This window comes from Burkholderia lata (genome assembly GCF_902499335.1).
GTDB classification, from domain to species: Bacteria; Pseudomonadota; Gammaproteobacteria; order Burkholderiales; family Burkholderiaceae; genus Burkholderia; species Burkholderia lata_B.
Window position 1 is genome coordinate 517,488 of sequence record NZ_CABVQK010000004.1, and the last position, 24,687, is coordinate 542,174.

24 protein-coding genes are annotated in these 24,687 nt (G+C 65.8%); 12 read left to right on the top strand and 12 right to left on the bottom strand.

Annotation, left to right across the window (positions count from 1 at the left end; translation table 11 throughout):
- The first annotated feature begins 645 nt into the window (after positions 1–645).
- Genes betI through betA form a run of 3 tightly spaced genes read left to right on the top strand, consistent with a single transcriptional unit; the run spans position 646 to position 4,458 of the window.
- Positions 646–1,230 (top strand): transcriptional regulator BetI, encoded by a 585-nt coding sequence (gene betI / locus BCO18175_RS12885; RefSeq protein ID WP_059730775.1) that lies wholly within the window; start codon positions 646–648, stop codon positions 1,228–1,230.
- A 32-nt stretch (positions 1,231–1,262) separates the two neighbouring features.
- Positions 1,263–2,732, top strand: coding sequence for a betaine-aldehyde dehydrogenase (gene betB / locus BCO18175_RS12890; RefSeq protein WP_174981203.1), 1,470 nt, complete (start codon positions 1,263–1,265; stop codon positions 2,730–2,732).
- 25 nt (positions 2,733–2,757) lie between these two features.
- On the top strand, positions 2,758–4,458 hold the full coding sequence (gene betA, locus BCO18175_RS12895) for a choline dehydrogenase (RefSeq protein WP_174981208.1): 1,701 nt from the start codon (positions 2,758–2,760) through the stop codon (positions 4,456–4,458).
- An 84-nt stretch (positions 4,459–4,542) separates the two neighbouring features.
- Here the strand turns inward: betA and BCO18175_RS12900 are convergent, their stop codons facing one another.
- The 10 genes from BCO18175_RS12900 to BCO18175_RS12945 all read right to left on the bottom strand — a co-directional run bounded on the left by BCO18175_RS12900 (position 4,543) and on the right by BCO18175_RS12945 (position 14,575).
- The gene (locus BCO18175_RS12900) at positions 4,543–5,127 is read right to left on the bottom strand and encodes a dual specificity protein phosphatase family protein (protein WP_174981211.1); all 585 of its coding nucleotides are present in this window, start codon (positions 5,125–5,127) and stop codon (positions 4,543–4,545) included.
- Between the two features lie 13 nt (positions 5,128–5,140).
- The gene (locus tag BCO18175_RS12905) at positions 5,141–5,635 is read right to left on the bottom strand and encodes a hypothetical protein (RefSeq protein WP_174916991.1); all 495 of its coding nucleotides are present in this window, start codon (positions 5,633–5,635) and stop codon (positions 5,141–5,143) included.
- Positions 5,632–6,774 carry an MGDG synthase family glycosyltransferase gene (locus BCO18175_RS12910; RefSeq protein ID WP_174981214.1) on the bottom strand — a complete coding sequence of 381 codons (1,143 nt, stop codon included), beginning with the start codon at positions 6,772–6,774 and terminating at the stop codon, positions 5,632–5,634. The genes BCO18175_RS12905 and BCO18175_RS12910 overlap by 4 nt, the downstream gene beginning before the upstream one ends.
- Positions 6,775–7,191: 417 nt before the next feature.
- Complete coding sequence (locus BCO18175_RS12915) at positions 7,192–8,283, bottom strand: hypothetical protein (protein WP_174981217.1); 1,092 nt, start codon at positions 8,281–8,283, stop codon at positions 7,192–7,194.
- Positions 8,284–8,515: 232 nt separating this feature from the next.
- Positions 8,516–9,022 carry an activator protein gene (locus BCO18175_RS12920; RefSeq protein WP_174981220.1) on the bottom strand — a complete coding sequence of 169 codons (507 nt, stop codon included), beginning with the start codon at positions 9,020–9,022 and terminating at the stop codon, positions 8,516–8,518.
- A gap of 182 nt (positions 9,023–9,204) precedes the next feature.
- Complete coding sequence (locus tag BCO18175_RS12925; protein ID WP_174981222.1) at positions 9,205–9,708, bottom strand: activator protein; 504 nt, start codon at positions 9,706–9,708, stop codon at positions 9,205–9,207.
- 121 nt (positions 9,709–9,829) lie between these two features.
- A complete protein-coding gene (locus BCO18175_RS12930; protein WP_174916995.1) occupies positions 9,830–10,654 on the bottom strand; it encodes an OmpW/AlkL family protein in 825 nt (274 codons plus the stop codon).
- A gap of 73 nt (positions 10,655–10,727) precedes the next feature.
- Positions 10,728–11,981: a DUF2957 domain-containing protein gene (locus tag BCO18175_RS12935; RefSeq protein WP_174981224.1), complete on the bottom strand. Its 1,254-nt coding sequence runs from the start codon at positions 11,979–11,981 to the stop codon at positions 10,728–10,730.
- 71 nt (positions 11,982–12,052) lie between these two features.
- Positions 12,053–13,651, bottom strand: coding sequence for a DUF2957 domain-containing protein (locus BCO18175_RS12940; RefSeq protein ID WP_174981227.1), 1,599 nt, complete (start codon positions 13,649–13,651; stop codon positions 12,053–12,055).
- 627 nt (positions 13,652–14,278) lie between these two features.
- Entirely contained in the window at positions 14,279–14,575 is a 297-nt protein-coding gene (locus tag BCO18175_RS12945) for a cupin domain-containing protein (RefSeq protein WP_174981230.1), read from the bottom strand.
- Positions 14,576–15,009: 434 nt separating this feature from the next.
- On the opposite strand from BCO18175_RS12945, the gene BCO18175_RS12950 reads away from it, so the two are divergent.
- From BCO18175_RS12950 to BCO18175_RS12960, 3 genes are all read left to right on the top strand, one after another.
- Complete coding sequence (locus tag BCO18175_RS12950) at positions 15,010–15,954, top strand: ABC transporter ATP-binding protein (RefSeq protein WP_174969793.1); 945 nt, start codon at positions 15,010–15,012, stop codon at positions 15,952–15,954.
- 3 nt (positions 15,955–15,957) lie between these two features.
- The gene (locus BCO18175_RS12955) at positions 15,958–16,719 is read left to right on the top strand and encodes an ABC transporter permease (RefSeq protein ID WP_174981233.1); all 762 of its coding nucleotides are present in this window, start codon (positions 15,958–15,960) and stop codon (positions 16,717–16,719) included.
- A 161-nt stretch (positions 16,720–16,880) separates the two neighbouring features.
- Entirely contained in the window at positions 16,881–18,302 is a 1,422-nt protein-coding gene (locus BCO18175_RS12960) for an MFS transporter (RefSeq protein ID WP_174981236.1), read from the top strand.
- 296 nt (positions 18,303–18,598) lie between these two features.
- On the opposite strand, the gene BCO18175_RS12970 is transcribed toward BCO18175_RS12960, so the two are convergent.
- A complete protein-coding gene (locus tag BCO18175_RS12970; protein ID WP_174981239.1) occupies positions 18,599–18,829 on the bottom strand; it encodes a hypothetical protein in 231 nt (76 codons plus the stop codon).
- A 209-nt stretch (positions 18,830–19,038) separates the two neighbouring features.
- On the opposite strand from BCO18175_RS12970, the gene BCO18175_RS12975 reads away from it, so the two are divergent.
- Entirely contained in the window at positions 19,039–19,470 is a 432-nt protein-coding gene (locus tag BCO18175_RS12975) for a YciI family protein (protein ID WP_174981242.1), read from the top strand.
- Positions 19,471–19,535: 65 nt separating this feature from the next.
- On the opposite strand, the gene BCO18175_RS12980 is transcribed toward BCO18175_RS12975, so the two are convergent.
- Positions 19,536–20,123 carry a TetR/AcrR family transcriptional regulator gene (locus tag BCO18175_RS12980; RefSeq protein ID WP_254608054.1) on the bottom strand — a complete coding sequence of 196 codons (588 nt, stop codon included), beginning with the start codon at positions 20,121–20,123 and terminating at the stop codon, positions 19,536–19,538.
- Between the two features lie 189 nt (positions 20,124–20,312).
- Here BCO18175_RS12980 and BCO18175_RS12985 point away from each other — a divergent pair, with 189 nt between their 5' ends.
- From BCO18175_RS12985 to BCO18175_RS13005, 5 genes are all read left to right on the top strand, one after another.
- Positions 20,313–21,083, top strand: coding sequence for an alpha/beta hydrolase (locus BCO18175_RS12985; RefSeq protein ID WP_174981248.1), 771 nt, complete (start codon positions 20,313–20,315; stop codon positions 21,081–21,083).
- 87 nt (positions 21,084–21,170) lie between these two features.
- Positions 21,171–21,977, top strand: a complete 807-nt coding sequence (locus tag BCO18175_RS12990; protein ID WP_174981251.1) for a DinB family protein — start codon at positions 21,171–21,173, stop codon at positions 21,975–21,977.
- Positions 21,974–22,714, top strand: coding sequence for an alpha/beta fold hydrolase (locus BCO18175_RS12995; RefSeq protein ID WP_174981254.1), 741 nt, complete (start codon positions 21,974–21,976; stop codon positions 22,712–22,714). The genes BCO18175_RS12990 and BCO18175_RS12995 overlap by 4 nt, the downstream gene beginning before the upstream one ends.
- Positions 22,715–22,812: 98 nt before the next feature.
- The gene (locus BCO18175_RS13000) at positions 22,813–23,703 is read left to right on the top strand and encodes an alpha/beta hydrolase (RefSeq protein ID WP_174981257.1); all 891 of its coding nucleotides are present in this window, start codon (positions 22,813–22,815) and stop codon (positions 23,701–23,703) included.
- 81 nt (positions 23,704–23,784) lie between these two features.
- Positions 23,785–24,678 carry a LysR family transcriptional regulator gene (locus tag BCO18175_RS13005; RefSeq protein WP_174981260.1) on the top strand — a complete coding sequence of 298 codons (894 nt, stop codon included), beginning with the start codon at positions 23,785–23,787 and terminating at the stop codon, positions 24,676–24,678.
- The last annotated feature ends 9 nt before the right edge of the window (positions 24,679–24,687 follow it).

A 24,687-nucleotide genomic window follows, 5' to 3' on the forward strand; every position in this document is an offset into this window, starting at 1 on the left:
GCGCAATCCGAATCGCGCTGTTGGCCAATGCACCGCGGCAATACCGGCGGTATCGATTCATTCCTCTTAGTGCGGCGCCATACTAATACGGACAATATTACTGACTCAAGTCATTCCAACGATACCCTCTACTCTGTTAGGAAATGCTTCAGTTTCAAATTATTTCGTCATTTTTTATGGTATGCGCAATGCTTTCGAGGGCGATCGCAATCGTTTGCGGCACGGCAACCAACACCCGGCAATCCGATAAACATCCGTTTAAAATCAACACGTTGATCCGTTTAATTCGTCTATTTCAAACGGATTTTCGTGAATGAATCGTGACGGCGTTTTGCAGGCCGACTTCCGTGTTTCATCGAATATCACACAGCTCAAAACTCTTTCATTCCGTAATCGCTTCGGCACCTGCAACGATTAACCGGATTGATCACCCGCTTCAGAAAGCGTTTTAAACAAACTCCAGCTTTTTTAATCATCTTTCAATTATTTTTCCGCACCTGCACAACGCGCGATCGGGTGCCCGTCTCGCCCGACGGCCCCGCATCGCCACCGTCAGACCCCGATTTTTTGTTGATTGAACGATCAATAAAAAACCGCTAAGCTCTCGACTTCCATGGACGGCCCGTCCGGGCGAAAGGAGTCGCGATGCCGAAAGTCGGAATGCGGGAGATTCGCCGCGCACAGTTGATCGACGCCACGCTGCGTTCGATCGACGAAGCGGGCCTGCCCGGCACGACGCTCGCATCGGTCGCGCAACGCGCGAACATCTCGACGGGCATCGTCAGCCACTACTTCGGCGACAAGGACGGCCTGCTCGAAGCGACGATGCGGCACGTGCTGCGCGACCTGTGGTCGGCCACCACGCGCCGCCGCACGGCGGCACGCAAGGATCCGCGTTCGCGGCTGCGCGCCATCGTCGCCGCGAACTTCGACGACACGCAGGTCAGCGCGCCCGTGATGAAGACGTGGCTCGCGTTCTGGTCGCAGAGCATGCACGACCCGATGCTCAAGCGCCTGCAGCACGTCAACACGCGGCGCCTCCATTCGAACCTGTGCGCCGAATTCGCGAAGGCGTTGCCGCGCACGCAAGCGCGCGAAGCCGCCAGCGGCCTCGCCGCGCTGATCGACGGCCTGTGGCTGCGCGGCGCACTCGCCGGCGGCCCGATCGACACCCGGGCTGCATTGAAGCTCGCCCACGATTACATCGACCTGCTGCTCGCGTCCGACTGACGCGTCACGCAGTCGCCCTCAAGGAGATCCTCATGTCCGTATTCGGTTTGCAGCGCCTCTACATCGGTGGCGGTTACGTCGACGCCACGAGCGGCAAGACTTTCGACACCTTCGATCCCGCCACCGGCGAACTGCTCGCGCAGGTGCAGCAGGCGAGCGCGGCCGACGTCGATCGTGCAGTCGCGTCCGCACAGGAAGGCCAGCGTGAATGGGCCGCGATGACCGCAATGCAGCGCTCGCGCATCCTGCGCCGCGCGGTCGACCTGCTGCGCGAGCGCAACGACGAGCTCGCGGCGCTGGAAACGCGCGACACGGGTAAGCCGATCGCCGAGACACTCGCGGTCGACATCGTCACCGGCGCGGACGTGATCGAGTACTACGCGGGCCTCGCCACCGCGATCGAAGGCCTGCAGGTGCCGCTGCGCGCCGAATCGTTCGTCTACACGCGCCGCGAACCGCTCGGCGTGTGCGCGGGCATCGGCGCATGGAACTACCCGATCCAGATCGCGTGCTGGAAGACGGCACCCGCGCTCGCGGCCGGCAACGCGATGGTGTTCAAGCCGAGCGAAGTCACGCCGCTCACCGCGCTGAAGCTCGCGGAAATCTATACGGAAGCCGGCGTGCCGGCCGGCGTGTTCAACGTCGTGCAGGGCGACGGCTCGGTCGGCGCGCTGCTGACGGGCCACCCGGACATCGCGAAGGTGTCGTTCACGGGCGGCGTCGAGACAGGCAAGAAGGTAATGTCGCTGGCCGGCGCTTCGTCGCTGAAGGAAGTGACGATGGAGCTCGGCGGCAAGTCGCCGCTGATCGTGTTCGACGATGCGGATCTCGACCGCGCGGCCGATATCGCGGTGACCGCCAACTTCTTCAGCTCGGGCCAGGTCTGCACGAACGGCACGCGCGTGTTCGTGCACCGCTCGATCAAGGATGCGTTCACGCAAAAGGTGCTCGAACGCGTGAAGCGCATCCGCGTCGGCAAGCCGACCGATGCCGACACCAACTTCGGCCCGCTCGTGTCGGCCGCGCAGCTCGACAAGGTGCTCGGCTTCATCGAGAGCGGCAAGGCGGAAGGCGCGAAGCTGCTTGCGGGCGGCACGCGCCTGACCGACGGGCACTTCGGCGGCGGCCAGTACGTCGCGCCGACCGTGTTCGGCGATTGCCGCGACGACATGAAGATCGTCCGCGAGGAAATCTTCGGGCCGGTGATGAGCATCCTCGATTTCGAATCGGAGGACGAAGTGATCGCCCGCGCGAACGACACGCACTACGGCCTCGCGGCCGGCGTCGTGACCGAGAACCTGTCGCGCGCGCACCGCACGATCCATCGCCTCGAAGCCGGCATCTGCTGGATCAACACGTGGGGCGAATCGCCGGCCGAGATGCCGGTTGGCGGATACAAGCAATCCGGTGTCGGACGCGAGAACGGCATCACGACGCTCGAGCACTACACTCGAATCAAGTCGGTGCAGGTCGAGCTCGGCCGCTACAACCCGGTGTTTTAAGAATCACGAAAGGAGATTGACCGTCATGACGACACGCGAATACGACTACATCATCTGCGGCGCCGGTTCCGCGGGCAACGTGCTCGCAACGCGCCTGACGGAAGATCCGGACGTGACGGTGCTGCTGCTCGAAGCGGGTGGCCCCGACTACCGCTTCGACTTCCGCACGCAGATGCCGGCCGCCCTCGCCTACCCGCTGCAGGGCCGCCGCTACAACTGGGCGTATGAGACCGACCCCGAGCCGCACATGGACAACCGCCGGATGGAATGCGGCCGCGGCAAGGGGCTCGGCGGCTCGTCGCTGATCAACGGGATGTGCTACATCCGCGGCAACGCGCTCGACTACGACAACTGGTCGACGCACCAGGGCCTCGAGAACTGGACGTACCTCGACTGCCTGCCGTACTTCAAGAAAGCCGAGACGCGCGACGTCGGCCCGAACGACTACCACGGCGGCAGCGGCCCCGTGTCGGTCACGACCAGCAAGCCGGGCGTGAACCCGCTGTTCGAGGCAATGGTCGACGCGGGCGTGCAGGCCGGCTATCCGCGCACCGACGACCTGAACGGCTATCAGCAGGAAGGCTTCGGCCCGATGGACCGCACCGTCACGCCGAAGGGCCGCCGTGCCAGTACCGCACGCGGCTACCTCGACCAGGCGAAGGTGCGGCCGAACCTCGAGATCGTCACGCACGCGCTCGCCGACCGCATCCTGTTCGACGGCAAGCGCGCATCGGGCGTCACGTACCTGCGCGGCAGCGAACGCGCGACCGCGCATGCGCGCCGCGAGGTGCTCGTGTGCAGCGGCGCGATCGCGTCGCCGCAACTGCTGCAGCGCTCGGGTGTCGGCCCCGGCGCGTGGCTGAAGGAACTCGACATTCCCGTCGTGCTCGACCTGCCCGGCGTCGGCCAGAACCTGCAGGATCACCTGGAAATGTACATCCAGTACGAGTGCAAGGAGCCGGTCTCGCTGTACCCGGCGCTCAAGTGGTGGAACCAGCCGAAGATCGGCCTCGAATGGATGCTGAACGGCACCGGCCTCGGCGCGAGCAACCACTTCGAGGCGGGCGGCTTCATCCGCACGCGCGACGACGATCTGTGGCCGAACATCCAGTATCACTTCCTGCCGGTGGCGATCAACTACAACGGCTCGAACGCGATCGAAATGCATGGCTTCCAGGCGCACGTCGGCTCGATGCGCTCGCCGAGCCGCGGCCGCGTGAAGCTGCGCTCGCGCGATCCGAACCAGCACCCGAGCATCCTGTTCAACTACATGGCCGAAGCGCTCGACTGGCGCGAGTTCCGCGACGCGATCCGCGCGACGCGCGAGATCATGCGGCAACCCGCGCTCGACCGCTATCGCGGCCGCGAGCTGAATCCGGGCGCCGACTGCAAGTCCGACAAGGAACTCGATGCGTTCGTGCGAGCCCGCGCGGAGACCGCGTTCCATCCGTCGTGCTCGTGCAAGATGGGTTACGACGACATGGCCGTGGTCGATGAAGAAGGCCGCGTGCACGGGCTCGAGGGGCTGCGCGTCGTCGATGCGTCGATCATGCCGATCATCACGACCGGCAACCTCAACGCGCCGACGATCATGATCGCCGAGAAGATCGCGGACAAGATTCGCGGGCGCAAGCCGCTTGCGCGCGTGGACGTGCCCTACTTCGTCGCGAACGGGGCGATGGCGCGCAACATCGCGAAGGCTGTGCGACAGCCGGAAACGGTCTGACGACGGCGGGCGTGCTGCCCGCGCATCAGCGTACTGACGAAACGCCGCCGACAGTGATTGTCGGCGGCGTTTTGCATGTGTTCGTCAGCCGCTGTTCACTTCTCGCTTCAAACGCTCGACGTCCACATGCTTCAGGTAGTTCGTGATGTTCTGCCAGATCGGATGGAACCCGTAGCCGCCGTGCTGCAGTTCATCGAGCGCCTGCTCGCGCGTCCAGCCCTGGTACACCATCCGGTACAGCGCCGACACGAGGCCCGTGCGATCGGCACCGTGCTGGCAGTGGATCAGCACCGGGCCGTCCTGGTCGGCCGTGCGCAGCGCCTTCAGCGCGGTAACCATGTCTTCGTCGCGGATGTCCCACGTGTTGATCCGGATACGCTGCATCTTGATCTGCGTGCCGGCCAGAATGGTGTCGTCCGCGTGAAACGAACGGAAGCTGATGACCTTGCGAATGCCGAGCTTCTGCAGTTCCGGCACGTCCGAGCGCGACAACTGGGCGCTGCGATACAGCGTCGGCGTGATGCGATGCAGGTTGTTCACATGCGCATCGGTCACGCTCTGCGCCCATTTGATCGGCCGGGCGGGCACCTCGGAGGCCGGGTCCGCGTGAGCCGGCTGCACGAGCCCGGCAAGCGTGACGGCGATCGCGGCAATGACGGCGATTTTCATGTCGGGTCCGGGATCAATAAAACGCGCGCTTGCGCTCGCGGGAAACAATGAACAGCACGATCGCGGCGGCGCTCATCGTCCAGTAGTCGGTCGGGGCGATGCCCAGCCAGTGGATGTGCCACGGCACGTTGGCCGGATTGAAGCGGGCCAGGCCGTAAGCCGGATTCAGCACGAACCACAGGAAATCCTCGGTCAGCCAGAACACCATGATGCACGCGATGATGCGGGCTTCGATGCGCCACGACCACCGGCCGTTGAACACGGCCGGCAGGTGAAAGAACAGCGCGACGAACGGGAACACCCATGCGTGGTAGCCCGTCATCGGCCGCCCGCCCCAGAAGATGTCGAGCAGCCAGTGATGCTCGACGCGCCACGTCGGCAGGTTGGCGGCCCAGCCCGCGCTGCCTTCGATCTGGATTTCCACGTTCGCGAAGAAGTACGCGAGCAACACGACCCACGCGACGACGAACACCGTATGTCGCGTCGGCACAAAACGCGCGACGCTCATGCAGCCGGCTCCAGGCCCAGCACGCGATCGAGCACGAAGCGGCCGGCGAGCGGCCGCCCGAGCGGCACGAGACGGCGACGCATGTCGGCGAGACGCTCCGGCGCGTGCAGCAACGCGCGGATCCGGTAGACGAGCGCATCGTCGTCGATCGCCTTCAGCGCGACACCCTGTTCGAGCAGGAAATCCGCATTGCGCTCTTCCTGGCCCGGAATCGGCGAGTTGACGATCATCGGCAACTGCATCGCGAGACATTCGGACGTCGTCAGGCCGCCCGGCTTCGTGATGACGAGATCGGCGCAGGCCATCAGGCGTTCGACCTGCTGCGTGAAGCCCTGCGGAAACAGCCGGCCCGGATGCTGCGCGGCGAGTTCCTGCAACGACGCCAGCATCGCCTTGTTCTTGCCGGCCAGCGCGATCAGCTGGAAGTCGGCATCCATCTCAAGCAGGCGCGCGGCCAGCACGTCGAGCCCGCCGAGGCCCGCGCCGCCGGACATCATCAGGAACGTCGGGCGCGCGGGATCGAGGCCGAATTCGGCCGCGCAGGCCGCGCGATCGAGCGGCTGGCCGAACGCCGGCATGATCGGGATGCCGCTGACGTGCACCGTGTCGGGCGCCATGCCGCGCGCATGCATGCGCCACGCGATCTCGTCGTTGGCCGCGAAATAGCCGCGCATGTTCGGCACGACCCACATGCTGTGCAGGTCGAAATCGGTGACCTGCACCCACACCGGCGTGTCGACGCGCCCCTTGCGGATCTCGCGCGACAGCAGTTCGGCGGGCAGGAAGTGCGTGCAGATGATCGCGTCCGGGCGCTGCCGTTCGATCTCCGCGAGCAGTGCCCGGCAATTGAGCCGCTCGATCGCGCGTCGGACCTTCTGCGACGGCGCGGCGGGATCGACTTCGTCGGTCTTCTGGTACAGGTAGCCCCACAGCGCCGGCTGGCTGCTGACGAGCTTGATATAGAGATCGGTGTACAGCTTGCGGAAGCCGGTGGACACGAAATCCATCACGTCGAGGTGGGTGGCGTCGATGCCGGCCGGATGGTGGTCGGCGAACGCGCGGATCGCTTCGGCCGCGCGGGTATGGCCGGCGCCGGCGCTGACGCTCAGGAGGAGGATCTTCTTGTTTTGCTTTGACATCTGACTGACCGTTTCGATGAAGGTGGTCCGGATGCGGGTTCGCAGCGGCGCTCTCACGCGGCGGCTGTTTGCGTCCGGCTTACAACAAGCTTGGCAGATCTTTGGCGGTGCGGGCGAGCGGTTATATCGAAGCGATCGCCGGCAACGTCTGCGGAATCATACTGCGTTCGGTCAATGGTGCCTGGATCGGGGGGATACGCGGGCGGTCAGGAAGGAAAGATAGATGGCGTGGACGGCGCGGCGCGCAGCCCGTGTGGACGCCGAGCGCGTCGCCGCCTGACGCCCGTTCGCGCGTGCGAACGGGGCCCGGCATTTCGGCTCGAGCCAGGACGCTCGTGCCGGATTCGTTTGGAATTCTTACGTGTTGATTCGGCAAAGGCGACGCGTCAGTCAGCCTTGTCCCACGTGCTCCCCGTATCAGGGCGTTACACCACCCCGCTTGCGCATCCGCTTCCCGCGAACGATCGGATTCCATCGCGACGTCAGGCTCATCGCGCCTTGCAGGCGTTCGAACGCGACGTCCTCCTTCTGCCCGAAGCGGCTGACCGCCGGCCACGCGAGCACGTGATCGAGCCACGCCTGCCACTCGTCACCATGAAAGCGGCGACCGACTTCCCGCACGGCGTCCGGTGCTGCGATCACGATGCCCGCCAGCAGGTAGTAGGCCCAGAAACTGCCCGCGCCGACGAGTTGATCCAGCCTGCACACGGATAACGCCGCGAGCAGCCCGTCCACCGACGCGAGATCGGCACGATGCGTGCGGATCGCCCGCGCAACGAGGTTGTGCTGACTGCCATACGCGGCAACGGAGGTCCCGTCGCCGGCGGCGAGTACGGCCGAGAACGTCACGAGCGCAGCCATCTCGTCGATGCGCGATGCATCGTCGCGCGGCCCGCACAAGCGCAGCACGATCGCATCGATGACGGCGCCGGGCATCACCGACGTTTCTCCACTCGCCGCAGCAACGACGGCCAGCCTGTCTCTCAGGTTCTTCGCAGGCGGCGTGTCGTCCTGCGCGCCATTTTCATGTTCGGTGCGTTCGTCGGCATCGTCCCCGCTGCATTCGACACCACCGGCAATCCGCTCGAGCGCGGCCCAGCCGACATCGGGATCGTCGAATGCGCATGCATCGATCACGCCGTACGCAGTGTCGAACACAGTGCGCGAACCGGGGCAGCTGTGTTCGGCTTCGTCGAGTTGCTGTATCGAAGGCACATGCGAGCATGCACCGCGCGGGTCGGTCAGGTCGCAGGCGCAGACGCCGGCGTCCGACGCGATCCACGGTGCGAGCCGGTGAAGAATTGCTGTCGCTTCTGGGGACAGGTTCGCGCCAGCCCGCATGCGTATCGCGTGTGACGCCATGACGGTCGTGTCGTCGGCGTCACCCGCCTCCGCCGCGCAAGCGGCAGCGTCGAGTCTTTCGATCAGGTACTGCAGCCACGCGGCCGTGCGCAGCCGGTCAGGCGTCGCGCCGCGGGCATCTCCATACTTTGCTGGATCGGTAAGCATGGGTCTTCCGGGATAGTTCTGGCCAATTGGAATAGTGGTAATTCAGTCGGATCGGATGGCGCGGTATGCCGTGCCGACCCGCAAGACCACGCGCGTCGGATCGCGACACGTGTGGTCGGCCTGTCGTCACGCTGATGCGGGCGACGGCTCGAAAACGTCGAAGAAGCAGAAATCCACGTACATCCCGCGCCGTCTTCATGCGCAGCGAGCACCCCGCTTCGATCTGCGACACCTACTGAACGTAGAACCTCGGCGACGTCATGACCCTGCCGTTCACCGTGCAATCCGGCGTAAGCACGGCGTTGTTGAACGTCGCCGTCGAGTCCATATTGCTCCACGCCGCCGTGACCTTGCTCGGCCCGCATGTGCCGAGCAAGGTCACATTCAACTTCACGTTGTTGATCGACACTTGCGTCGTGCTGTCCACTTGCCCCGTCCACGGCGTCGCACTGGACGCACTACCTGTGATCAACCCGCACAAGGCACCACCGGTGAACTGGGTCGACGTGATGTTGACGATGCCAGTCGACGTGACAGTGCCGTTGAATGTCGCCGTACAGCTGATCGGACTGACCGCCCCCTTCTGGAGCGTCGCGAGTCCTGACGCCGAAAACGGCTCGCCGTTCGGATTCATCGGCTGCCCATCCGCGCGCAAAACGGTCACCGCAAATGCAGGCGCGGCCGAAATCGCAGTGAACACCACTGCAGCAACAAGCGATGCAATCTGACGAATTTTCATCTGTACGGCCCTCTCTCTTGATATGTGGCGGCCTTACACGAGAAACGCGACCGCTCTGCCGAATGAATCCGGCCGCCGCGCCGATACACGCGACGGCACGAACCCATCGAAACCGCGAATACCCGCCGCACATACCGCACGGCCCTCGCGCGCGGCGGGCATCCGCTTCGATCCGCGATCGCTTACTGCACGTGGAACTTCGGCGACGTCAGAACCGTGCCAGCCACCGTGCAGTCCGGGGTCAGCACAGAGTTGTTGAACGCCAGCGACGAGTTCGCATCGCTCCACGTCGTCACGACCTTGCTCGGCCCGCAGGTGCCGAGCAGCGTGACGTTCACCTTCACGTTGTTGATCGACAACTGCGTCGTGCTGTCAGCCTGCCCCGTCCACGGCGACGTGCTGCTCGCGCTGCCGTTGATCAGCGAACACGTCGGGCCACCCGTGAACGTCGTCGACGTGATGTTGACGATGCCGGTCGACGTGATCGTGCCGTTGAAGGTCGCGGTACAGCCTGCGCTGATCGCTCCCTTGCTGAGGTTCGTGAGGCCCGACGCAGAGAACGGCTCGCCGTTCGGATTCATCGGCTGACCGTCGGCCCGCGTAACGGTGACGGCGAAAGCAGGCGCGGCCGAAACCGCGGTGAAAGCCACTGCAGCAACAAGCGATACGATTTTGCGAATGCTCATTTGAACTGCCCCCTCTCTTCACAAATGGCGGCGCGCCGCCAGGAACGCGACCTCCCGGCCGGAAGGGTCCGGCCAGCCGGTCGCAGGAAGCCGCCGGTGCGCGTCATGCGCACCGGTCGGCTCAGAACTTGTAGGAAATCCCGACGAACGTGATCAGCGGGTCAGCCTTCAACTTCGTGCGCGTGGTCGCGAGCGTCGAGCCGTCGGCCGCCTTGATCACCAGCGACGAGTAGGTCTTCAGCGGCATGTAGGTCAGCGTCGCCGTTACGCCCCAGTGCTTGTCGATCGCATAGCTCGCGCCGACGTTGTAGACCGGCGTGAACGACGACGACGCCTTGCCCTCCACCGACGTCGCCCCGGGCTTGCCGGCGCCGGCCGCGAGCACGCTGCCGAGGTTCTCGTTGATGTCCTTGGCGAAGTTGCCGTTCAGTTCGATGTTGCTGAACCAGCTGTACGCCACGCCGATCCCGACGAACGGCCGGAACCGCGCCGTCGGCGAGTTGAAGTAGTACTGCAGAATGATCGTCGGGCTCCACTGCCGCGCGTTCTTCACCGCCGGCTGGTTCGCCGGATCGTCCATGTTGACGCTGCCGAGCGCACCGGCCGGGCCGGGCGGCCGGATCGTGCCGTGCCCGGTCAGCGTGAACTCGGGCGGCACACCGAGCACCGACGTGACCGCGATGTGGTCGGTGAAGAAGTGCGTGAGCGTGAGGCCGACGGTATCGGCGTTGTTGACCGTCAGGCTCGTGCCCGGCGACGTGAACGACCCGGGCAGGCGCAGCGGCCCGTTGATCGGCATGCCGGCAAGATTCGTCGTCAGCCCGTTGGTCGAATCCTGCGGCATGATGTGCAGCCAGCCCAGCGTTGCGACGTTGTCGCCCGCCTGCTGGGCCGATGCGAGCGTCGACACGCCTGCGACGACACCCGCGACAATCAGCTTCTTCATGAAGTCTCCCCTCATTCTGTCCGGGCGCCGCGCACCTGCGCGCGGCGCCACCGTGTCTCCATCCAGGCGTGCGTCACTGCACGAATGCGCCGACCGTGAAGTACGGGTTGCTCGTATCGTTCATGTCGAGGAACCCGAATACGCCGCCGGTGAACACGAACTTGCCGGTCGCCGGCCCCGACGCCGCATCCGCATGCACGGTCGTGACGACACCGGGCACCTTCTGCGTGTAGTCGAGGTTCAGCGCGCGCGTGAGCGCGGCCTGCGACGCATTGAACGGATCGAGCAGCGTGGCCTGCGCGCCGACGAGCGCGGTCGCGCGGTAGTTGAACGAGCTATCCACACCCGTGTACTCGCCGTTCTGCGAGCCGAGCGCGACCGCCGTCTGCGGGCTCAGGAACGAGATGCCCGATTCGTCGTCCGCGCTCGGCGGGCCTTGCGTGAGGTCCGCGTTGGCAGCGCCGGTGCGGATGAAGATCGGCACGAGCTGGTTGCGCAGCTTGCCGACGATCAGGATCCCCTTGCCGGCCTTCGCCGGATCGACCGCCGCGAGCGTCGGCGGAATCTGCGGCAGGTAGTTGAGCGACTGGAATGCCGGCGCATCGGGCCGCAGCGTGAACCGCTGGTTCACGGTCGCGCTCGACGCGAGCGGCTGCCCGCCGTTCTTCTTGCCGAAGTTGTCGGTCTCGACGTAGCTGCCGTCCGCGTTGATCGTCACCTTCTGGTCGAGCGCCACCGGCTGGAAGCTCTGCGACGGCACCTGGTGATAGCCGAGCTGGTTGTACTGGCCGGCGATCTTCGTCAGGTCGGTTTCCAGCGACGAGAAGCTGATGAACGGGTAGTACGGGAACGTCGTCTGCGGAATCTTGCCGACGCCGATCACGCCGTTGAACTGGATCGTCGCGCCGGGAATCGCACCGCCCAGCACGCCTTCGCCGAGGAACAGCCGCGCGGGCCGGCTCGGGTCGAGGCTCGCGTTCTGCATCCGGAACGTGCACTGGTTCAGCTTCACCGTCGGCAGCCCCGTTTCGTCGGCCAGCGTGCCGTCGACCACGTTGGCCGGCGCCGTGTCGCGCGTCGGCTGCACGGTGCCCGTGGTGGTCGGCACCGGCGACGCGAGGTACGTCATCCGGTACGTCATCTTCGTCGTATCGAGCTGCACCTTCACAAGCTCGCCCGACCCCGACCCGCCGATGAACACCGTGTTGTAGTCGATCGTCTGCGGGCACAGCCGGACCACCGGTGCGGGCGGCGGGTCGCCGTCTCCGCCGCATGCTGCCAGCACGGGCGCGAGCGACGCCGCGGCCATCCATTGCTTCAAATTCATAGGAATCCTCTTGAAATTCGATTCGCCGGCGGCGACGCATGCGCCGCCGGTGTTACGTGTTCAATGCAGGGTTACTGGACGAATGCGCCGACCGTGAAGAACGGGTTGACCTGGCTGTTGTTGACGATCATCGCGTAGACGTTGCCGGCCGTCACGATCCAGCCCGTATCGCCCTTCTTGAAGATCGCCACGTTGCCGTTCGCGCCCTTCGCGTTGAAGTTCTGCGTGGCCGTGACCTTGATCTTGCCGGGCGTCGCCTGCGTGTAGTCGAGCCCGAACTGCGAGGTCACCGACGACGTCTGCGGATCGATGAACGCCGCGGTACTGCCCTGGAACAGCGTGGACGTATAGTTCGCAGCCATCGTCGAGACGGCGGTACCGTCGTTGCAACTGCCCGCTACCGAATAGAAGGCGTTATTGGTGAAGGTACCGGGCAGGTCGGGGTGCGGCACGTTCGGGTTGAAGCTCGGCCCCGCCGTCGCCAACTTGTTCCCCTGGCCGCTGGATGTCACGATGCCGCATGCGGATGCACTGGTCGCGCCGATAAATCCCCCCTTCAGGGAGTTCGCGGCAATCGCTTTCGTCGACGAAAGCATCGAGATGCCGACTTCGGCATCGGCGACCGATGCGAGCAGATTGACCGTATCGACGTGCGTGTAGCCGACACGAATCACGATCGGCACAAGTACGCCGTTCAGCCTGCCGACGATCATGATGCCTTTCGCCTGACTCGGCGCAATGATCAGCGTCGAACCCTGCCCCGCAATCGGATAGCCCGGCGACGTGCCCGGATTGCTCACGAATACATTGTCTGCCGATCCGTCCGCGTTCTTGCGCCGCGTCCACGGCGTCCCGGTCGTCTGACACGAGTAGTCGCTGCCCTGCGTGATCGTGCACGAGCCGTCCGCGTTGAATGTCTGATTCCAGTTGACGACGTCAGACTCCCAGCCGACTGTCCCGGTCGGGCTCTGACCATCACCGCCGATCGGCGACAGATGGATGCCGATCTCGTTGTAGTTGCCCGCCACTTTCGTGAAGTCCGTTTCGGTGTCGGTGAAGCCGATGAACGGATAGAAATCGAAGGTGCGCGACGGTACGACGCCGAGCGCGACGCCCGGGGCCAGCGGGATACCGGCGAACGCAATCGTCGCCCCCGGAATCCCGCCGCCCACCACGCCATTGCCGACGAACAGCATCGGCGGATCCGCACGATTGATCGTCACCGAATACGCGCCGTCGCTCGTCACGCCGCTGTCGAGCACGAATGCGCAGCGGTTCTGCTCGGCCGTCGGGAGTGTGGTCGGATGATGGAACGCACCGCTGATCGTCAGGCCCGCGCGCGTGTTGTTGACTTGCCCTGCCGACGTCGGCACCGACGATTCGAGGAACTGCATCTGGTAGGTGAGCTTCGTGGTATCGAACTTCACCTTCACGTACTCGCCGCTACCCGAACCGCCCGTATACGTCGTCGTGTAATCGAGCGCGTCCGGACACAGCTTCGTCACGACCGGCGGCGTCGTTTCAGAGCCGCTCGGCCCGCATGCGCTGCCAGAGCACTGCGGCACGTTGATCGGCCCCGGATCGTCACCGCCACCGCAACCGGCGACGAACGGCAAAGCGACTACCGCGCACGACAGAATCGCCTTCCGCCATTCAGGAATGCAAATCATCAACCCCTCCTTTTCAGGTACGACAAGTCTCGTCCGGACAGGCTGCATGGCCCGCCGGTTGGTATCGCGCCGCGGCGCGAACGCGCGGCGCATGACAGTGCTCGCTGGGCGAGCCGCCATGCCGGTCAGGCAAATGCGGCACACGCCGCGGCGGCAGGCAAGCGCTCTCCCGCGGCGCCGTCATGCGGCACGGCGCCGTGAGAACGATCGAAACGGGAAGTGGTTCGCCGCTACACGGCGATAGGACAACGCAGGTACGCGATCTGCATCGCGCCTGCATTCAGCGAAAAAACGGGAAACGGCAGTCCGACTGGCCCCGCGGAAAGGCGTCTCATGTATTGGTCTCCATCCGTACGCTTGATTCGTTATCGTGATGCGTCGTTTGTGGAGACTATGATCGGACGATACCCACAAGTAAATGGATGCAGAGTTCCAAACGACCGAAACCGCGCGATCCTAGCGTTTACACGGTATTTGACAGATTTTCAAACAGCCTTCATTTTATTTGCTCAGACAAATACCCGGGCTGTGTAACACGCGTTTGAACGGCGACCGCCAACCCGCGCCAACACGCGCCGAGCCAAGCCAGCCGGGCCTGGCCGCTCGCCCGCATGCTGCGGCGCAACCTTACACGTCGATGATCGCGAGCGTGCCGTGGCTGCCCGGCAGCACCGCGTGAGGCGTGCCGGCAAGCGCGAGGTACATCTGCCCGGCCTCGACCACGACCGTCTCGCCCCCGACCTCGAGCATCATCCGGCCGTCGAGCACCAGCAGCCCCTCGTTGTAGTCATGCACTTCCGCGTCGTAAGCCTGCGCATCCATGCGCAGCACCTTGATCCTGGCCGGCCCCACCTCGCCAACGATCGTGGATTTCCACGCGACGGCCTGGGCCGCCGCCACGGATTTGAAATCGATCAAAGACATGCGCCCCGCTCCATGAACGATGAAAGGAACGCATTATCGCGAGCGCCGCGCACGCCGTCCCGGTACGGCGCGACGGCCTTCGGACGGCACAGTCGACCGGCCAGCCGCCCCGCCGCCGCGCGCAAACGCGATCGCCGCCCGGCTCGCCGAAAACCGCATGAATTGTTCACGCACCGCAAATAAAGCACCGTGTTATTCAGCGATGCGTCGTCAATTCACGCAAATCCGGCACCGGCAACACGCGCCCTTTCCACGAGAATGCATTTCCATCTACCGATTGCTAATATGGCGATCCCGCGATCCCGCACCACAATGCCATTCGACATGACGCCCGTTCGCCATGCCGTCCCCGGTCCCGGCCGCTTCGCAGCGGCGGCGACGCCGGGCACGCGCGGCGCATCCCGTCACGCCGGCCGGCCGTGCCATCCGTGAGCATGCAACCGATCCTTTCCGTCTCAGACCTCTCCAAGACTTACGCGTCCGGCTTCCAGGCGCTGAAGCACGTGACCCTCGACATCCGCCCCGGCGAGATCTTCGCGTTGCTCGGGCCGAACGGCGCCGGCAAGACGACGCTGATCGGCTCGATCTGCGGCATCGTCACGCCGACCGAAGGCCGCGTGACGGTCGGCGGCCACGACATCCGCGACCACTACCGCGCGGCCCGCGAAATGATCGGCCTCGTGCCGCAGGAACTGACGACCGACGCGTTCGAGACCGTCTGGGCGACCGTGTCGTTCAGCCGCGGCCTGTTCGGCAAGGCGCCCGATCCCGCGCATATCGAGAAGACGCTGAAGGCGCTGTCGCTGTGGGACAAGCGCGACAACAAGCTGATGACGCTGTCGGGCGGCATGAAGCGCCGCGTGATGATCGCGAAGGCGCTGTCGCACGAGCCGCGCATCCTGTTCCTCGACGAACCGACGGCCGGCGTCGACGTCGAGCTGCGCCGCGACATGTGGAAGCTCGTCGATTCGCTGCGCGAGAGCGGCGTGACGATCCTGCTGACCACACACTACATCGAGGAAGCCGAGGAAATGGCCGACCGGATCGGCATCATCCTCGGCGGCGAGCTCGTGCTCGTCGAGGAAAAGCGCGAGCTGATGCGCAAGCTCGGCAAGAAGCAGCTCACCGTGCAGCTCGAGCACCCGCTCGCCGACGTGCCGACCGCGCTCGCGCCGTTCGGGCTCGAACGCGCGGACGACGGCGCCGCGCTCGTCTACACGTACGACTCGCAGCGCGACGACGCGAGCATCGCGAAGCTGATCAATGCGCTCGGCTCGGCCGGCATCGGCTTCCGCGACCTGCACACGACGCAGAGCTCGCTCGAGGACATTTTCGTCAGCCTGATCGACAACCGCCGCAACGGCATGCAAGGAGCCTGACGCATGAACCTGCATGGCATCCGCGCGATCTACCGCGCAGAAATGGCCCGCACGCGCCGCACGCTGATGCAGAGCATCATCGCGCCGGTGATCTCGACGTCGCTGTATTTCGTCGTGTTCGGCTCCGCGATCGGCTCGCGCATCAGCGACGTGAACGGTATCGGCTACGGCTCGTTCATCGTGCCGGGGCTCGTGATGCTGTCGCTGCTGTCGCAGAGCATCTCGAACGCGTCGTTCGGCATCTACTTCCCGCGCTTCACGGGTACGATCTACGAGATTCTCTCCGCGCCCGTGTCGTACTGGGAGATCGTGATCGCATACGTGGGCGCGGCCGCGTCGAAGTCGATCCTGCTCGGCGTGATCATCCTCGCCACGGCCGGCCTGTTCGTGCCGCTGCACATCCTGCATCCGTTCTGGATGGTGCTGTTCCTCGTGCTGACAGCGGTCACGTTCAGCCTGTTCGGCTTCGTGATCGGCATCTGGGCCGACAGCTTCGAGAAGCTGCAGCTCGTGCCGCTGCTGATCATCACGCCGCTCACGTTCCTCGGCGGCAGCTTCTATTCGGTCGACATGCTGCCGCCCGCGTGGCGCGTCGTCACGCTGTTCAATCCGATCGTCTACCTGGTCAGCGGCTTCCGTTGGTCGTTCTACGGGATCGCCGACGTGCACGTGGGCGTCAGCCTCGGCGCAACGTCGCTGTTCCTCGCGATCCTGCTGGCGATCGTCGCGTGGATGTTCCGCACCGGCTACAAGCTGAAGAACTGACGCCGGCGGGCGTCGCGCGCGCCGCCCGCCGATGACGCATTTGAGCAAGCAGGCGGCGCTTTTCCTCTGATGCGGCAGTTTGTGGTCGCGTCTACTGAAGATGAAGCATCGGGGCCCTGGAGCATGCGCTGCGCGGCCCCTTTTTCATTTCAGAGGACGCCATGCCCGCCGCCACCGCTCCCGCCTCCGCCGCCGCCCGGCTCGAACGCCTGCCGTTCTCCGGCTATCACAAGCGGATCTTCTTCATCATCGCGATCGCGTTCTTCTTCGACTCGGTCGACCTCGGCACGATGACGTTCGTGCTCGGCTCGATCCGCAAGGAGTTCGGCCTGTCGACCGCGGCCGCCGGCCTCGTCGCGAGCGCGAGCTTCTTCGGGATGGTGCTCGGCGCGGCCGTCGCCGGCCTGCTCGCAGACCGCTTCGGCCGCCGGCCGGTGTTCCAGTGGAGCATGGTGCTGTGGGGCGCGGCCTCCTACCTGTGCTCGACTGCGCAGAGCGTCGACGCGCTGATCGTCTACCGTGTGCTGCTCGGGATCGGGATGGGGATGGAATTCCCGGTCGCGCAAACCTTGCTGTCCGAATTCGTGCCGACCGAGAAGCGCGGCCGCCTGATCGCGCTGATGGACGGTTTCTGGCCGCTCGGCTTCATCACGGCCGGTATCGTCGCGTACTTCGTGCTGCCGCAGTTCGGCTGGCGCACGGTGTTCGCGCTGCTCGCGATTCCCGCCGTGTTCGTGCTCGTCGTGCGCCGCATCGTGCCGGAATCGCCGCGCTGGCTCGAGCATGCGGGCCGGCACGCGGAAGCCGACACGGTGATGCACACGATCGAGGCGAAGGTGATGCGGTCCGCCGGCGTCACGACGCTGCCGCCGCCGTCGCGGCTTGCCGAGCCGGTCGTCGCACGCGGCCACGGCGCACTGCGCGAAATCTGGAGCGGCGTGTACCGCCGCCGCACGGTGATGGTATGGCTGCTGTGGTTCTTCGCGCTGCTCGGCTTCTACGGTCTCACGTCGTGGCTCGGCGCGCTGCTGCAGCAGGCCGGCTTCGAAGTCACGAAATCGGTGTTCTATACGGTGCTGATCTCGCTCGGCGGCGTGCCGGGCTTCCTGTGCGCCGCGTGGCTCGTCGAACGCTGGGGGCGCAAGCCGACCTGCATCGCGTCGCTGCTCGGCGGCGGCGTGATGGCCTACGCGTACGGCCAGAGCGCGCTGTATGGCGGCAGCACGACGCTGCTGGTCGTCACTGGCCTCGCGATGCAGTTCTTCCTGTTCGGGATGTGGGCCGCGCTGTACACCTACACGCCCGAGCTGTACGGCACCGGCGCGCGGGCGACGGGCTCGGGCTTCGCGTCGGCGATCGGGCGCGTCGGCTCGCTGATCGGGCCTTACGTGGTCGGCGTCGTGCTGCCGGTGTTCGGCCAGGGCGGCGTGTTCACGCTCGGCGCACTGTCGTTCATCGCGGCGGCGATCGCCGTGTGGACGCTCGGGATCGAAACGAAAGGGCTCGCGCTGGAGCAACTGGCGGCAGGCGACGAAGCAGGTGGCGGCGGCCGGTTCACGGCGGCAGCGGACAAGGTGTCCTGAGCACCCGGTCAGCCTGGATGCTCCTGACGGCCGGGACGGCGCTCAGCGCCGTGCCCGGCTGCTGCGTGACCTGACAGGATTCGCGCCTGGACCGACGCTGCTCGACTGCATCGAGGCACCGTGTCGCGCGCCCCTTGGTGCATCGCGGCGATCGCGCGACGGTGGTGTCCGGCCCCCACGGCCCGGCCATCACGCACGACATCCCGCGCGTGCTCGCCGGCGCGATCGCGCATTGCGAGGCCGCCGCCGCGTAAGCAGCGGAGGCGGCAACCCGACGGCCGTGCGGCAGGTTCCGGTCAGGCGCCGGCGACGACGAACTCTTCGGCCGCCTTGCGCTGGACCGCGGCCATCACCGCCAGTTCGCGCTTGCTGCGCGCGTCGCCGGACACGACACCCGTCGCGTTCTTCGCCTTCGCACCCAGCGGGAAAAAGACAAACGATGCGCCAGCCGGAGCCGCCGGCTCGGCGCGCAGGCGTTTGTTCAGGATTTTCAGGTACTTCTTCTTCGAGATTTCTTTAGCAGCCATGGCGCCCTCCGCGTGAACGTGGTGAGGATCAGCATACCAGTTTTGGCGACGGGCTCCGCGGCAAGGCCCGCCGGTGCGGCCGCACGCGAAAATTCTTCACGCACAATGTCGATTCGCGCCATCTTCACGCGTCGTGTTGTCGTAACCGATCGTTTTGCCGTCGGCACTGCCGGCGGCTCCCGTCAACGCTTGTTCAAGGAGAAACAGCAATGCGTGTCATGGTCATCGTCAAGGCAACTGCCACTTCCGAATCGGGCGCGATGCCCGATACCGAACTGCTGGCCGCAATGGGCCAGTACAACGAAGCGCTCGTGAAAGCCGGCGTGATGCTCGCCGGCGAGGGACTGCATCCGAGTTCGCGCGGCAAGCGCGTGCACTTCTCCGGCAAGGACCGGACGGTCATCGACGGCCCGTTCACCGAAACCAAGGAACTCATCGCCGGCTACTGGCTGTGGGAAGTAAATTCGATGGACGAAGCGGTCGAATGGGTGAAGCGCTGCCCGAACCCGATGCCCGTCGAATCGGACATCGAGATCCGGCAAATCTTTTCGCCCGAGGATTTCGGCGCTGCGCTCACCCCCGAGCTGCAGGAGCAGGAAGCGCGGATGCGCGCGGAAATCGACGCCGGGAAGCACGTGTAAGCCGGGCGGCGTCCGACGGTTTCGCATGACCGCCGGGCGCCCCTACCCGCTGACGCGTACGCGTCTCACGCGCGTTTGCGCGGCACCGCGAGCCGCTCGACCGCCCCGCCGGTCACGTCCCTGAACATCCCGGCATTGCCGTACGCCCGCGCGGCGAGCATCGCGCCATAGACCAGCGACACGAACGTCGCGGCCTCGGTCTGCACCGACACGCCCGGCTGCACGATGCCGTCCTTCACCCCTGCCTCGAGCACACGCACCAGCCACGCGGCGAGGTCGTCGAAATGCGCCTTCACCGCCCGCGCGACGTCGTCAGGCAGCGCCGGCAGCTCCGCGCCGAGCATTCCGGCGACGCAGAACGGCGCGCTGTCGTCCGCGATGCAGCGTTCCCAGTAGCCAATGTATGCGCGCATCTGCACCAGCGCGTCGGCGCCGCTCGAGTCGAGCAACGCCATGTCGGCATCGAAGTTCGCCTGCGACTGCCGCAGCACGGCGACCGCCAGATCGGCCTTCGTCGGAAAATGGTGGTGAATGCTCGCCTTCCGGATGTCGATCGCGTCGGCGATGTCGGCATAGCTGAACCCGCTGTAGCCGCGCCGCATGATCAGTTGCCGCCCGGCTTCGAGAATGCGGTCCGCCGTACTGCCCCCCATTACCGTCATATTTGCCTACCATCTAGTCGGATGAAAACTTGAATAGTTTACCGCCGCGAGATACTGTTTTCTAGCTATGCTTTCTCCTTGAAGTTGAAACTACCTACTAGTAGGATGGCTACATCGACGGAACAAAACAACTGTCGATACCCGACGGTTCCTAGCCTGCCTTTCTTCTGGAGAATGAAAATGAAGCGCTCGTCCCAAGTCCGCCGCATCGCTGCCGCACTCGCCGTTTCCGCCGCCGCATTCGGCTCGCACGCCGCCGTCGCCGCCCCCGTCAAGAACGTCGTGCTGGTCCACGGCTACTTCGCCGACGGCTCGGGCTGGCAAGCCGTCTCGAACATCCTGACGCGCGACGGCTACAAGGTTTCCGTCGTACAGCAGCCGGAAACGTCGTTCGACGACGACGTGAAGGCAACCCGGCGTGTCGTCGACGCACAGGACGGCCCGAGCATCCTCGTCGGCCACAGCTACGGTGGCGCGGTGATCACCGAAGCCGGCAACGACGACAAGGTCGCGGGCCTCGTCTACGTGGCCGCGTTCCAGCCCGACACCGGCGAAAGCCCGCTCGACCTGACCAAGAAGACGCCGCCCGCGACGAAGGCGATCAAGGCCACCGAAGACGGCCACCTGTATTTCGACGAAGCGTCGTTCCATGCCGACTTCGCAGCCGACGTGCCGGCCGCCGAAGCGAAATTCATGGCGATCTCGCAAGTGACGCCGGCCGCGCAGTCGTTCGGCGTGCCGATCACGCACGCCGCATGGCGATCGAAGCCGAGCTGGGCAGTGGTCGCCACGGCCGACCGCGCGATCAACCCCGAGCTCGAACGCTTCATGACGCAACGCGCCGGCAGCAAGACGATCGAACTCAAGTCGAGCCACGTCGCCTACATCTCGCATCCCGCCGAAGTCGCGAAGCTGATCGAACAGGCAGCCAAGGGCGCCGACAAGGAGTGATGCAGCGCATCGCCCGAATCACTCCGTTGACGCCTTTCGCCGAGTAACATATCGTTTTGATACGTTACTCGGCGAGATCCTTCCGTCATGCATTCCCGTTTCGACCGTTTCCGTACCACCGCGCTCGGCGCCCAGCTCGAAACACTGATCGCGCAACCCGAGCGCTACGTCGAGTTCGCGGCACTGTCACGCGTGGGCGTCGCCGCGATCGGCGCGATCCAGCACGAGATCGCACTGAAATTCCCCGAAATCGAAACCGACACGACCGCCCGCCAGTTCTGCGGCGCGATGGTCGCGGAAGTCATGCGCCGTCACGGCCACGACGTCGCGCAAGCGCGCGGCCGGCTCGGCGGCACGCTGTTCAGCTACGGCGCGGTGTTCAGCGCGTATCCGCAGGTGCTGCCGTTCGCCGATGTCGTCGCCGCGCTGGCCCGCCTGCCCGATCGGCTCGCCGCGTATGCGGCGCACGTGCCGGCCGCGCTGTGGACACGCCGGCCCGACGGCACGGGCTTCTCGCTCGTCGAGCACGCCTGCCACCTGCGCGATCTCGACGCGGTGTTCGCCGAACGCATCGATGCCGTGCGCACGCTCGACCTGCCGGTGATCGCGTCCGTCGACGGTACCGTGCTCGCCACGCAACGCGACTATCTCGCCCAGCCGCTTGATGCTGCCGTCAAAGCATTCCGCACGGGCCGCGCCGCGCTGTGTGCGACCGCGGCCGCGCTGGATTCCGCGCAACTCGCACGCTGCGGGTTGCGCGACGGCATCCGCCGCATGTCGCTCGACGAACTCGTGCGCGAACTGCTCGATCACGATCGCACGCACGTGCTCGAACTCGACGAACTGCTCGCCGAACTCGAATTGCCGTCCCTTCCTTCCGCGCCCGCCCCATGACCCAGCCCACGCCCGTCGTCTTCATCCACGGTTTCATCGGCACGTTCGACGTGCGCGGATGGAACGGCCCGCATCTCGCCCCCGACCTGCTCGGCTACGGCGCGCATCGCGCGGTACCGTTCGACGCGATCACGCTCGCCACGCAGGTCGAGCATGTCCGCCACACCATCGATACGCACTTCGGCGCGCAGCCGGTCGATGTCGTCGGCCACTCGGTCGGCGGCGCGATCGCGATGCTGTTCGCGCACGCGCATCCCGAACGCGTGCGGCGGATCGTCAACGTCGAAGGCAACTTCACGCTCGACGATGCGTTCTGGTCGGTGTCGGTCGGCCGCATGACGCCCGCCGAAGCCGACGCGATGCTCGACGGGCTGCGCGCCAATCCGCCCGGCTGGCTGCGTGGCGCGATCGACGCGCCGTCGCCGGGCCTGCTCGACGACGCCCGCCGCTGGCTCGCGCATCAGCCCGCATCGACGCTGCGCGCGATGGGCCGCTCGGTGGTCGCGACGACGGGCGAACCGGGCTATCTGCAGGCACTCGCGCAGGTGTTCGAGCGTCACCCGGTCTGGCTGATGGCCGGCGAACGTTCGCGCGCGGGCTGGCACGTGCCCGGCTGGGCGCTCGCGCGCTGCGCCGGCTTCGACACGATCGCGCACTGCGGGCACCTGATCCCGGCCGAGCAACCCGACGCGTTTCGCGCGGCGCTCGAGCGCATCGTGTCCGCGCCGCCCGCCTGACAACCCGTAGGATTCACCGAAATTTGGTTGAAAGGCGCGGTTGCTAGAGTCGTCAGAACAGGGTTTTCCCGGCGTCCGGCGCCGGACGGGATCGACACATGCGAGGATCGATATATCTGGCACACGCCATCTGGCTGCTTCTGCTGCTCGCCATTTCGGGCCCTGCTCTCGCATTCCATGCGCGGGTCGTCGTGATTCCCAGCGCCGCGATGAACGAGACGCTCAAGGCCACCGTCGTGCTGCCCGACGCTTATGCGCGCGGCACCCGCGACGGCGAACGCTATCCGGTCGTCTATCTGCTGCACGGCTCCGGCGGCGACCATACCGACTGGACGTCGAACACGCACATCGCCGCGCTGGCCGACCGCTACCACGTGATCCTCGTGATGCCCGACGGCGGGCACGAGAGCTGGTACATCGACAGCCCGTTCGACTCGGGCAGCCGCTACGAAACCTTCATCGGCGATGAAGTCGTGTCCTACGTCGATTCGCACTTCCGCACGATCGCGACGCAACGCGCCCGCGCGATCACCGGGCTCAGCATGGGCGGCTTCGGCGCGCTGCGCATCGCGCTCGACCGGCCCGACACGTTCGGCGCCGTCGGCAGCATCAGCGGCGCGGTCGATCCGCGCTGCTGCTCGGACGAGCCGGGCATCGCACACGTGTTCGGCGACCCCGGCCGCCATCCGTCGTTCTGGAACCGCAACGTGATCGTCGCCAGCGCCGGCGCGTTCGTGCGCGCGCATCTCGACCTGACGATCGATTGCGGCCGCGACGACGCGTTCGTCGGCTCGAACCGCACGCTGCACGAACGGCTCGTCGCGCTCGGCGTGCCGCACGACTATGCGGAGCGGCCGGGCGGCCATACGTGGGATTACTGGGCGAATGCAATCCGCTACCAGATGCGCTTCTTCGCGACGTCGTTCCAGCATGGCGGCTATGCGTACCACCCCGCGCCCCATGCGCCGGGCGTGACGCACGCGGGCTGACGCGCGCCGCGTCGCCCGCCGCAACGCGGCCCGGTGAACCCGGTGGTACGATGCGCTGGCATCGACCACCCGACACCTTCCATGCCGCGCGACAACTTTGCGGACCTCCTCGCCTTCATCGCCGTCGCGCGCGAGCGCAATTTCACGCGTGCGGCCGCCCAGCTCGGCGTCTCGCAATCCGCGCTCAGCCATACGATCCGCTCGCTCGAAACGCGCCTCGGCGTGCGGCTGCTCACGCGCACGACACGCAGCGTGGCACCGACCGACGCCGGTGAACGACTGCTGCTGAACCTCGCGCCGCGCTTCGACGAAATCGAGGCCGAACTGACGGCGCTCGCGGAACTGCGCGACCAGCCGGCAGGCACCGTACGCATCAACGCGACCGACTTCGTGATCCGCACGCTGCTGTGGCCGAAGCTCGCGCCGGTCCTGCGCGACTATCGCGACCTGAAGGTCGAGTTCGTGAACGACTACGGGCTGTCCGACATCGTCGCGGAGCGCTTCGACGTCGGCGTGAGGCTCGGCGACCAGGTGGCGAAGGACATGATCGCCGTGCGCATCTCGGCCGACATGAAGATGGCGATCGTCGGCGCGCCCGCGTATTTCGCGGAACGCGCGCGCCCCGTGTCGCCGCAGGATCTGGTCGCGCACGACTGCATCAACCTGCGCCTGCCGACGCACGGCGCGCTGTACGCGTGGGAACTCGCGCGCGGCGATGACGTGCTGCAGGTGCGCGTCGACGGGCAGGTCACGTTCAACGGCACCTACGAAACGCTCGATGCGGCGCTCGCAGGCTACGGGCTCGCCTACGTGCCTGCCGAACTCTCAGCGCCGCATGTCGCCACCGGCCGCCTCGTCAGCGTGCTCGACGACTGGTGCCCGACGTTCCCCGGCCATCACCTGTACTACGCGAGCCGGCGGCAATCGTCGCGCGCGCTGGCGGTGATCGTCGATGCGCTGCGCTATCGCGCATGAGCCGATGGG

What these genes read in the sequence shown, in the direction of transcription:
- BCO18175_RS12915 (WP_174981217.1), bottom strand. Translation starts at nt 8,283, where the DNA reads ATGCTTACCGATCCAGCAAAGTATGGAGATGCCCGCGGCGCGACGCCT.
- BCO18175_RS12930 (WP_174916995.1), bottom strand. Translation starts at nt 10,654, where the DNA reads ATGAAGAAGCTGATTGTCGCGGGTGTCGTCGCAGGCGTGTCGACGCTC.
- betB (WP_174981203.1), top strand. Translation starts at nt 1,263, where the DNA reads ATGTCCGTATTCGGTTTGCAGCGCCTCTACATCGGTGGCGGTTACGTC.
- BCO18175_RS12975 (WP_174981242.1), top strand. Translation starts at nt 19,039, where the DNA reads ATGCGTGTCATGGTCATCGTCAAGGCAACTGCCACTTCCGAATCGGGC.
- BCO18175_RS12985 (WP_174981248.1), top strand. Translation starts at nt 20,313, where the DNA reads ATGAAGCGCTCGTCCCAAGTCCGCCGCATCGCTGCCGCACTCGCCGTT.
- BCO18175_RS12920 (WP_174981220.1), bottom strand. Translation starts at nt 9,022, where the DNA reads ATGAAAATTCGTCAGATTGCATCGCTTGTTGCTGCAGTGGTGTTCACT.
- BCO18175_RS12935 (WP_174981224.1), bottom strand. Translation starts at nt 11,981, where the DNA reads ATGAATTTGAAGCAATGGATGGCCGCGGCGTCGCTCGCGCCCGTGCTG.
- betA (WP_174981208.1), top strand. Translation starts at nt 2,758, where the DNA reads ATGACGACACGCGAATACGACTACATCATCTGCGGCGCCGGTTCCGCG.
- BCO18175_RS12905 (WP_174916991.1), bottom strand. Translation starts at nt 5,635, where the DNA reads ATGAGCGTCGCGCGTTTTGTGCCGACGCGACATACGGTGTTCGTCGTC.
- BCO18175_RS12940 (WP_174981227.1), bottom strand. Translation starts at nt 13,651, where the DNA reads ATGATTTGCATTCCTGAATGGCGGAAGGCGATTCTGTCGTGCGCGGTA.
- BCO18175_RS12950 (WP_174969793.1), top strand. Translation starts at nt 15,010, where the DNA reads ATGCAACCGATCCTTTCCGTCTCAGACCTCTCCAAGACTTACGCGTCC.
- BCO18175_RS12960 (WP_174981236.1), top strand. Translation starts at nt 16,881, where the DNA reads ATGCCCGCCGCCACCGCTCCCGCCTCCGCCGCCGCCCGGCTCGAACGC.
- BCO18175_RS12980 (WP_254608054.1), bottom strand. Translation starts at nt 20,123, where the DNA reads ATGGGGGGCAGTACGGCGGACCGCATTCTCGAAGCCGGGCGGCAACTG.
- BCO18175_RS13005 (WP_174981260.1), top strand. Translation starts at nt 23,785, where the DNA reads ATGCCGCGCGACAACTTTGCGGACCTCCTCGCCTTCATCGCCGTCGCG.
- BCO18175_RS12995 (WP_174981254.1), top strand. Translation starts at nt 21,974, where the DNA reads ATGACCCAGCCCACGCCCGTCGTCTTCATCCACGGTTTCATCGGCACG.
- BCO18175_RS12925 (WP_174981222.1), bottom strand. Translation starts at nt 9,708, where the DNA reads ATGAGCATTCGCAAAATCGTATCGCTTGTTGCTGCAGTGGCTTTCACC.
- BCO18175_RS12990 (WP_174981251.1), top strand. Translation starts at nt 21,171, where the DNA reads ATGCATTCCCGTTTCGACCGTTTCCGTACCACCGCGCTCGGCGCCCAG.
- BCO18175_RS12945 (WP_174981230.1), bottom strand. Translation starts at nt 14,575, where the DNA reads ATGTCTTTGATCGATTTCAAATCCGTGGCGGCGGCCCAGGCCGTCGCG.
- BCO18175_RS12955 (WP_174981233.1), top strand. Translation starts at nt 15,958, where the DNA reads ATGAACCTGCATGGCATCCGCGCGATCTACCGCGCAGAAATGGCCCGC.
- BCO18175_RS12910 (WP_174981214.1), bottom strand. Translation starts at nt 6,774, where the DNA reads ATGTCAAAGCAAAACAAGAAGATCCTCCTCCTGAGCGTCAGCGCCGGC.
- BCO18175_RS12900 (WP_174981211.1), bottom strand. Translation starts at nt 5,127, where the DNA reads ATGAAAATCGCCGTCATTGCCGCGATCGCCGTCACGCTTGCCGGGCTC.
- BCO18175_RS12970 (WP_174981239.1), bottom strand. Translation starts at nt 18,829, where the DNA reads ATGGCTGCTAAAGAAATCTCGAAGAAGAAGTACCTGAAAATCCTGAAC.
- betI (WP_059730775.1), top strand. Translation starts at nt 646, where the DNA reads ATGCCGAAAGTCGGAATGCGGGAGATTCGCCGCGCACAGTTGATCGAC.
- BCO18175_RS13000 (WP_174981257.1), top strand. Translation starts at nt 22,813, where the DNA reads ATGCGAGGATCGATATATCTGGCACACGCCATCTGGCTGCTTCTGCTG.